The sequence below is a fragment of the uncultured Caballeronia sp. genome (genome assembly GCF_964243625.1).
Lineage (GTDB): Bacteria > Pseudomonadota > Gammaproteobacteria > Burkholderiales > Burkholderiaceae > Caballeronia.
The window spans coordinates 1-6,929 of the sequence record NZ_CAXTGZ010000314.1 but is presented as its reverse complement, the minus strand read 5'-3'; the positions used below and the strand labels follow the sequence as shown (position 1 = coordinate 6,929).

Genomic DNA, 6,929 nt, shown 5'->3' with positions numbered 1-6,929 from the left:
GAAAAAGATCAGCTAGAACGGAACGCGCGAAGACCTGAAGAGCAACAACCCGGCATCACCCCCGACCTCCCCCGCCGAATCCCGCCCCAGGCGCCAGCCGTCCAACCCTGTCGGTTACAATATCCCCCTCCGGGCGCAGGAATATTCCCAACTTCCCCCCGTGCCAACAAACCTCTATGCACATTCACATCCTCGGCATCTGCGGCACATTCATGGGCGGTCTCGCAGTCCTCGCGCGCGAAGCCGGACACCGCGTCACCGGCTGCGACGCCGGCGTCTATCCCCCCATGAGCACGCAGCTCGAAGCTCAAGGCATCGAGTTGATCGAGGGGTACGGGGTCGAACAGATCGCACTGGAACCCGATCTCTTCGTGATCGGCAACGTGGTCACTCGCGGCAATCCACTGATGGAAGCCATCCTCGATCGCGGCCTGCCCTACACGTCCGGCCCGCAATGGCTCGGCGAACATGTCCTGAACGGCAAATGGGTGCTCGCAGTCGCCGGCACGCACGGCAAGACCACCACGAGTTCCATGCTCGCGTGGCTGCTGGAGGATGCGGGTCTCAATCCGGGATTCCTCATCGGCGGGGTGCCGCTCAATTTCGGCATTTCAGCGCGTCTCACGGATTCGAGCTTCTTCGTGATCGAAGCCGACGAATACGACACGGCTTTCTTCGATAAACGCTCGAAGTTCGTCCATTACCGCCCGCGCACGGCGCTTCTGAACAACCTCGAATTCGATCACGCCGACATCTTTCCGGATCTCGGCGCCATCGAAACCCAATTCCACCATCTCGTGCGCACCGTTCCCGGCGTCGGCAGGATCGTGACGAACGGGCGTGAGGACGCACTCGAACGCGTGCTGACGCGCGGTTGCTGGTCAAGTGTCGAGCGTTTCGGCGTGCAAGGCGGCTGGGAAGCGCAGCCGGCCACCGAAGGCGTTCCCGCCGATGAACAATTCGCCGTCTATTGGGAAGGTGAGCGCATGGGCGTGGTCGACTGGCAAGTTCAAGGCGAACACAACCGCCTGAACGCGCTGGCGGCGATCGCGGCGGCGCGCTCGGTGGGCGTTCCGCCCGCGCAAGCGACGCAATCGCTCTCAGCGTTTCGCAACGTGAAGCGGCGCATGGAAGTGAAGGGTAGCGTCGACGGCGTGACCGTGTACGATGACTTCGCGCACCATCCGACTGCCATCGAAACGACGGTGGCTGGATTGCGAACTCGTATCGGCGGGAAGAACCGGATTCTGGCCGTGCTGGAACCGCGTTCGAACACCATGAAACTCGGCACCATGAAAGCGCAACTACCCGCCAGTCTCGCGGGCGCCGACCTGATCTTCGGCTACGGCGCGCACGAAGGCCGCGACAAGCTCGGCTGGGATCTGCAAGCGGCGTTGAGCCCGCTCGGCGACAAAGCCCGCGCGTTCGACGACCTCGCGCTCCTGGTGAAGTCGGTCGTCGCGGCGGCGAAACCGGGCGATCATGTGCTGGTCATGAGCAACGGCGGCTTCGGCGGCGTGCACCAGAAATTGCTGGATGCATTGTCGGCGCGTCCTGCCACGAAGGAGCGTGAGTGATTCTCTATTTGCACGGCTTCCGGTCATCGCCGCAATCGTTCAAGGCTCGATTGATGCGCGCGCGGCTGGAAGAACTCGGACTCAGCCAAGAATGGTGCTGTCCCGTGCTGCCGGTTTCACCGCGCGATGCCATCGCGCTTGCGGAGTCGCTCGCCGCACAGGCAATCGGCCAAGACATCACGCTGGTCGGCAGTTCGCTTGGCGGGTTCTATGCAACGTGGCTCGCCGAAAAGCACGGTTGGCGCGCCGTGCTGCTGAACCCGGCGGTCGTGCCGCAGGAAGACTTGAGCGCGTATATCGGCGAGCAGCCGTTGTGGCATGGCGGCGGAAGTATCGTGGTGGAGCCGTGGCATATCGACGAATTACGTGCGCTTTCCGTACCATCGATCACGCAGCCGGAGCGCTACTATTTGATAGCCGCCACGGGCGACGAAGTGCTCGATTACCGCACCATGCTCAAGCATTATCCCGGCGTGCGAACCACGCTGATCCAGGGCAGCAATCACGCCATCAGCGACTTTTCCAGTTATCTGGATGACGTGCTGGCGTTCTGCGCAGTCCAGCCGCCGGCAGCCGCGGCCTGAATCTTTTCAAGCGCATCCATTTTTCGTTGGCCTGGCGCTTGGCAACCGGGGAACACGCCCGCCTGCACGCCATGCCGACCAACAGTCTTTCGAGAGTACTGAGTGAACGTTTTTTTCGAGGAATCGGGTAGTTTCAAGGCCGGCGCTGTTTTGTCGAAGGCAAACGATGCATTCCAGGTCGAATTGCCGGGCGGACGGCGCGCGAAGGTGCGCGCAAAAGACGTGTTGATCGAGTTCGAGAAACCGAATGCCGCCGATTTGATGCAACAGGCCGACGCCATCGCGAAGGACATCGATCTGGATTTCCTGTGGGAATGCGCGCCGGAGGAAGAGTTTCCGTTCGCGGAGCTCGGCGCGGATTATTTCGGCGATAAATTCGGCGCGACCGAACGCGCCGCGCTCGTCTTGCGCATGCACGGATCGCCGGTGTATTTCCGCCGGAAAGGCCGTGGCCAATATCAGCGCGCGCCGCAGGAACAGTTGCAGATGGCGCTCGCGGGGCTCGAAAAGAAACGGCAACTCGCGCTCGTGCAGGCGGGCTACGAAGAGGAACTGGTCGCCGGCAAATTGCCCGAAGCGCTTGCCGGCAAGGCGATTGGCTTGCTGACGAAGCCGGACAAGAACTCCATCGAATATAAGGCGCTCGAGGGCGCCGCAGCGACGCGCGGCATCTCGCAAGCGCGGCTGATGCTGGAAGTCGGCGGCATTCCGTCGGCGCGTGCATTGCACGAAGCGCGTTTTCTCTCCGAATTTTTCCCGCACGGGACAGGCTTTGCGCCGGTTACCGTGCCGCCGTTGCCGGACGATCTGCCGGAAGCGGACGTTCAGGCGTTTTCTATCGATGACGTCACGACCACCGAAATCGATGACGCGTTTTCCGTCGAACATCTCGCCGATGGCCGCGTTCGTATCGGCGTGCATATTGCCGCGCCGGCGTTGGGCATTACGCGCGGCGACATGATCGATGCCATCGCGCGCACGCGTCTTTCAACGGTCTACATGCCTGGCGACAAGATCACGATGCTGCCGGACAGCGTCGTGGAAGCGTTCACGCTTGCCGAAGGCGGATTGCGGCCGGCGTTGTCGCTTTACATCATCGTGAACCGGGAAACGCAGGAGATCGTCGCCAGCGAGACGCGTGCAGAACGCGTGTTCGTGAAGAGCAATCTTCGGCACAACTATCTCGACGAACATGTCACAGAGGAATCGCTCGCGGCGGGAACGGGCGAATATCCGCATAAGGATGACATCGCGGTGCTGTGGCCGCTCGCGCAGGCGCTGTTCGAAAAGCGTCAGGAAGCCCGTGCCGGTTACGGTTTGCGGCGCGAGGTGCAGCGCAATAACGACTTCAATTTTTATGTGGAAGGCGAACACATCGAGATCACGCCGCGCCGCCGCGGGTCGCCGCTCGATCTGATCGTGGCCGAGCTGGCGATCCTTGCGAATTCATCTTGGGGCGCGTTTTTGAATGACCACAGCGTGCCGGGCATTTACCGCTCGCAGCGCGGGTTTGGCGCGCCGGGTCCGAAGCGCACGCGCATGCAGACCACGCCCGCGCCGCACGAAGGGCTGGGCGTTGCGCAATACGCGTGGAGCACGTCGCCGTTGCGCCGGTATGTCGACCTGGTCAATCAATGGCAGTTGCTCGCGTGCGTGCGGCATGGCGTGACGGCGGCGCTCGTCGCGCCGTTCAAGCCGAAAGATGCCGATCTGTTCGCGGTCGTCCAGGGATTCGATGACCAGTATTCCGCCTACGCCGATCATCAACGGCGCATGGAATTCTTCTGGTGTCTGCGCTGGCTGAAGCAGGAGAACAAGAAGCAGGTCGTGGCGGCGGTGGTGAAGGACGATCTCGTGCGCCTCGATGAAATCCCGCTGATGCTCCACGTCCCCGGGCTCGGCGTGCATGCGCGCGGAACGAAGGTGATGCTGGAAGTGATGAATCTCGATGAACTCACCGTCGAGGCATCGTGCCGCTTGTTGCACGTGATCGATGCACCTTCAGGCGCGGCAACGCAGCCGGAAGAGCCGGAAGAAGAACTGGTCGAAGCGGAAGACCTGAGCGCCGAAAGCGAGGCCGAGGCGCAGGCGGAAGCCACGCCTGCGGAAGAGCCGCAACCGGCTGGCGAAAACACGCCGGACGCGACGGAGCCCGCGCAATGACATCGGGCGTTCGGGGCGAGGGCATCGACCAATACGCGGTGATCGGCAATCCGGTCGCGCATAGCAAATCGCCGTGGATTCACGCGCGTTTCGCCGAGCAGACCGGCGAGCGGATCGAATACGGGCGCGTGCTGGGAACCATTGGCGAATTTGCCGGCGATGTCCGCGCTTTCGTTGAAACAGGCGGTCGCGGCATGAACGTGACCGTGCCGTTCAAGCTCGACGCACACGCTTTCGCCAACACGCTCACGCCGCGCGCTGCGGCGGCGGGGGCGGTGAACACCCTGGCGTTCAACGCGGATGGCGTGCTTGGCGACAACACCGATGGCGTCGGCCTCGTGCGCGATATCGAAGGGAATCTGGGCGTTGGCTTGAAGGGCGCACGCGTGTTGTTGCTCGGCGCCGGCGGCGCGGCGCGTGGTGTCGTGTTGCCCATGCTCGATTGCGGCGTTGCAGCGCTGACGATCGTGAACCGGACGGCATCGAAGGCGCAAATACTGGTCGATCACTTCTCCGATGCCGCCCACGCCGCAAACGTGCGGTTCTCGGGCGGCGGCGCGGACAGCGTGGAAGCGGGCCCGTACGATGTGATCGTCAACGCGACGGCCGGCAGTCTGGACGATGCACTGCCCACGTGCGACGACGCCTCGTTCGGCCCCGGCACACTCGCCTACGACATGATGTACAGCGCGCAGCCGACCGTCTTCATGCGCCACGCCGAAACCCTGGGCGCGCGTTCATCGGATGGACTCGGGATGCTCGTGGAACAGGCTGCGGAATCGTTTTTCCTGTGGCGCGGGGTGCGTCCGGACAGCGGCGCGGTGCTGCGGGCGTTGCGGCTGGAGTTATCGAAGTCAATTTGAAGCGGCTGGCCTTCTCAACAGAACAAGCACGATGACAAGAACAAAATCGCCCGTGCGTCTCGGGCCGGCCCGATGGATTGTCTACGGCATCTCGGTGATGATGATTGCGGTCATCGCCACGCAGGTCTACTTCTTCGCGATGGTCGGCATCTACACGGTGGTGAATCCATCGTCCACGGCGTTCATGCGTTCCGATGCCTGGCGGCTTGCGCAGGATCGTCCCGATCTTTCCATTCAGCGCACGTGGGTTCCGTACGATCAGATATCGCGAAATCTGAAGCGCGCGATCATTGCGTCCGAGGACGCGAATTTCGTCAACAACAACGGTTATGAAACCGATGCCATCCTGCAAGCCTGGGAGAAGAACAAGGCGCGCGGGAAAATCGTGGCGGGCGGCTCGACCATCTCGCAGCAACTGGCGCGGAACCTGTTTTTATCGCGGGAAAAGAGTTATGTGAGGAAGGCGCAGGAACTCGTGATTACATCGATGCTCGAGTTCTGGATGGACAAGGAGCGCATTTTCGAGATCTACCTGAATTCGGTGGAGTGGGGCAACGGCGTGTATGGCGCCGAAGCTGCGGCGCGTTATTACTACAAGACGTCGGCATCGAAGCTGACCGCGTGGCAATCGGCGCGGCTGGCGGTGATGCTGCCAAGGCCGAAATACTTCGATGAACATCGCGGGTCCGCGTATCTGTCGCAGCGGGCGGGGGTAATTGCGAGGCGGATGGGGGCGGCGGAGTTGCCGCAGTGAGTGCGCTTGTGCGTTGATCGGGATGCGGCGCGTGACGAAGGAACGGAAACCCCGCTTGGCGGGGTTTTTTATCTGGCCGTCTACACAGTCCGGTTCCGCTAAGGACAAATTGTTCTGAGAATGTGGAAACTATCCACCAGGCAGCGGCCCAATGCCATTGTTTTCGTATATAGAAACTAAAGGTCAATGCTGAACTCCTAATGATTAGTTTCTTTAAAAGGAAACTATAATGTGGAGTGGGTGTCCAACTTTCATTGTTTCCATATTGCATAACTATGGCTCGATCACTGTCTCCGCATGATCCCAATGTCACAGCGCTCGCCCGAGACATGGCTGCGCTCGGCGCCTTGGTACGCAATCGCCGACTTGAGCAGGCCATGCGCATCGACGACGCCGCCGATCTGCTAGGGGTGTCCGCAAGCGTGCTTTCCCGGCTCGAGAACGGGCATCCGGTCGGCTCGGATCGGCTGCTCCGAGTGCTCGAAGGGTTCGGTTTGATCATGCTGGTGCTTCCGAAGAACGAGTCGACGACCGCATTGCGCGCTTTGAATGAGCCGACCAGTCATGCGAAGGCGTCCCTCCGGGGAGGACAATCCTGATGGCGCATGTGCTCAACGTTTCCACGCAGGACGGCCCGGTAGGGCAACTAGGCTTCGAGTCGCAGCAAGACGTCTACAGCTTTAAATACGATGAAGCCTGGCAGGCCAGGGACGCCGCTTTCCCGCTTTCGCCGCATATTCCGCTTTCGGGCGAGCAGCCGAAACTCGGGACCGTGCATCGCTTCCTCGCAAACCTGCTTCCTGAAGGGCGTGCACTTGAAGTCGCCTCGGTCATGCACCAAATGTCGAAGGACAACACTTTTGGCTTGATGCACATCCTGGGGAAAGAACCGGTCGGCGCGTTGAGTTTCACGGCCCCGGCGCAAAACGCTGCGGCCGGCGAAGAGGGCGGCGTAAATGCGGAGGCGGAGTACACGGCCGATCAGCAG

At 61.6% G+C, this 6,929-nt stretch carries 7 protein-coding genes; all 7 read left to right on the top strand.

Annotated elements, in window-relative coordinates:
- Nucleotides 1-119 precede the first annotated feature (119 nt).
- Nucleotides 120-1,577 (top strand): UDP-N-acetylmuramate:L-alanyl-gamma-D-glutamyl-meso-diaminopimelate ligase, encoded by a 1,458-nt coding sequence (gene mpl, locus ACFFAR_RS20075; protein ID WP_375508338.1) that lies wholly within the window; start codon nt 120-122, stop codon nt 1,575-1,577.
- Nucleotides 1,574-2,161, top strand: coding sequence for a YqiA/YcfP family alpha/beta fold hydrolase (locus ACFFAR_RS20070; RefSeq protein ID WP_062000271.1), 588 nt, complete (start codon nt 1,574-1,576; stop codon nt 2,159-2,161). Before mpl ends, ACFFAR_RS20070 begins: the two co-directional genes overlap by 4 nt.
- Nucleotides 2,162-2,263: 102 nt before the next feature.
- Nucleotides 2,264-4,324: a ribonuclease catalytic domain-containing protein gene (locus ACFFAR_RS20065; protein WP_375508337.1), complete on the top strand. Its 2,061-nt coding sequence runs from the start codon at nt 2,264-2,266 to the stop codon at nt 4,322-4,324.
- Entirely contained in the window at nt 4,321-5,187 is an 867-nt protein-coding gene (gene aroE, locus ACFFAR_RS20060) for a shikimate dehydrogenase (RefSeq protein WP_375508336.1), read from the top strand. The genes ACFFAR_RS20065 and aroE overlap by 4 nt, the downstream gene beginning before the upstream one ends.
- 31 nt (nt 5,188-5,218) lie before the next feature.
- Nucleotides 5,219-5,941 carry a monofunctional biosynthetic peptidoglycan transglycosylase gene (mtgA, locus tag ACFFAR_RS20055; protein WP_062000268.1) on the top strand — a complete coding sequence of 241 codons (723 nt, stop codon included), beginning with the start codon at nt 5,219-5,221 and terminating at the stop codon, nt 5,939-5,941.
- 329 nt (nt 5,942-6,270) lie between these two features.
- The gene (locus tag ACFFAR_RS20050) at nt 6,271-6,540 is read left to right on the top strand and encodes a helix-turn-helix domain-containing protein (protein ID WP_083638098.1); all 270 of its coding nucleotides are present in this window, start codon (nt 6,271-6,273) and stop codon (nt 6,538-6,540) included.
- On the top strand, nt 6,540-6,929 hold a 390-nt coding region (locus ACFFAR_RS20045), incomplete at its 3' end, for a HipA N-terminal domain-containing protein (protein ID WP_375508335.1). The genes ACFFAR_RS20050 and ACFFAR_RS20045, both read left to right, overlap by 1 nt.